This is a genomic window from Paenibacillus sp. TAF43_2 (assembly GCF_052113545.1).
GTDB lineage: Bacteria > Bacillota > Bacilli > Paenibacillales > Paenibacillaceae > Pristimantibacillus.
The window spans coordinates 1-1,591 of record NZ_JBFRDK010000364.1; the positions used below are offsets into that span (position 1 = coordinate 1).

General features: G+C 46.1%; 1 protein-coding gene. It reads right to left on the reverse strand.

Annotation, left to right across the window (positions count from 1 at the left end):
• Positions 1 to 21: 21 nt before the first annotated feature.
• Positions 22 to 1,464: a bifunctional 2-methylcitrate dehydratase/aconitate hydratase gene (locus AB4Z17_RS33400; RefSeq protein WP_441964748.1), complete on the reverse strand. Its 1,443-nt coding sequence runs from the start codon at positions 1,462 to 1,464 to the stop codon at positions 22 to 24.
• Positions 1,465 to 1,591: the final 127 nt, after the last annotated feature.

The following is a 1,591-nucleotide window of genomic DNA, read 5'->3' on the forward strand; positions in this document are numbered from 1 at the left end:
GCGCTGTACGCAGGCATTCACCTAAATAACAAATAGTTCCATAAACTGCTGTACGGGCGTGTTCTCTAATACGTTTTGGTCTTGGCAAAGCTCTGATATCGCTTGTATTTGCTTGGATGGAAACCTGCTCTTCAAACTGGCATCAAACTTCGCAAGCAGAAGCGGTATGGCTTCCTGACGTCTGCGCCGATGGCCTATTGGGTACGCAATCTCGATCTTCTCAGAGGATGTTCCGTCTTGGAAAAACACTTGAATGGCATTGGCAATCGAGCGTTTATTAGCATCCAAATAATCATGTGAGTAAGTGATATCTTCAGTCGTAACCATTTTCTTGCGAAGCTCATCGATACGACTGTCACTTGCATAATCATCCTCATAATGATCGGCAGTTAAATGTCCATGAATCAGACCAATTGCAACCATATATTGAATGCAATGGTCACGATCCGCGGGATTATGGAGCGGTCCTGTTTTGTCGATAATTCGCAGTGCGGACTTATGTGTAGTAATGATTATTTTATCAATTTCATGCCATCTGTCCTTCACACTCGGGTGCAGCAAGATAGCAGCCTCCACCGCGGTTTGGCCATGGAATTCAGCGGGGAAAGATATTTTAAACAATACGTTTTCCATGACATAAGCTTCAAAATCCCGTTTAATGGACAAGGAATTCCCTTTAAACAGCACATCATAAAATCCCCATTCCGGCGTAGTTAGTGCAGCGGGATAACCCATCTCTCCTTTTAGCGCCATCAATGAAAGCCTAAGCGCGCGAGCTGTGGCATCGCCGGCTGCCCATGACTTTCTCGAACCTGTATTTGGCGAATGACGATAAGTACGAAGCGGATGACCATCAATCCACGCATTGGATAAAGCATCAATAATTTCATCTGTCGTCCCGCCTAGCAGCGCAGTCACTACAGCAGTTGAGGCAATCTTTACGAGAATAACATGATCGAGCCCTACGCGGTTAAAGCTGTTTTCAAGTGCAAGAATGCCTTGAATTTCATGCGCCTTGATCATAGCCGTAAGCACATCTCTCATGACAAACGGCGGTTTGCCCTCGGCTATGTTTTTCCTGCTTTCATAGTCCGCAGCAGCTAGTATAGCTCCAAGATTATCTGATGGATGGCCCCACTCCGCTGCAAGCCAAGTATCATTGTAATCGAGCCAGCGGTTCATACATCCAATGTTAAATGCAGCAGTGATCGGATCAAGCTGAAACGAAGTTCCAGGAACACGAGCTCCATTCGGAACAAGAGTTCCCGGTACGGTCGGGCCTAGCAGCTTCGTGCACTCGGGATACCTAAGCGCTAACAACCCGCAGCCAAGCGTATCGATGAGACAATAGCGAGCGGTATTGTAAGCTTCTTCGCTAGTTATCCTATAATTGGCAGCATATTGTGCAATATCAACCAACACTTGATCCGGCTTTGGCCTATCATTACTCATTAAAGTGGACATTCGTTTCGCATCCTCCTCCTCATTTAGGATCGTTGCTCGATAGGCAGCCAAGGCAGCAAATCACAGCCTATATAATCAGCATTTGGACGAATGATTCGATTGTTTGCACGTTGCTCAATGATATGGG

Excerpts from the sequence above, each read along its gene's own strand:
- AB4Z17_RS33400 (WP_441964748.1), bottom strand. The coding sequence starts at position 1,464 with ATGTCCACTTTAATGAGTAATGATAGGCCAAAGCCGGATCAAGTGTTG.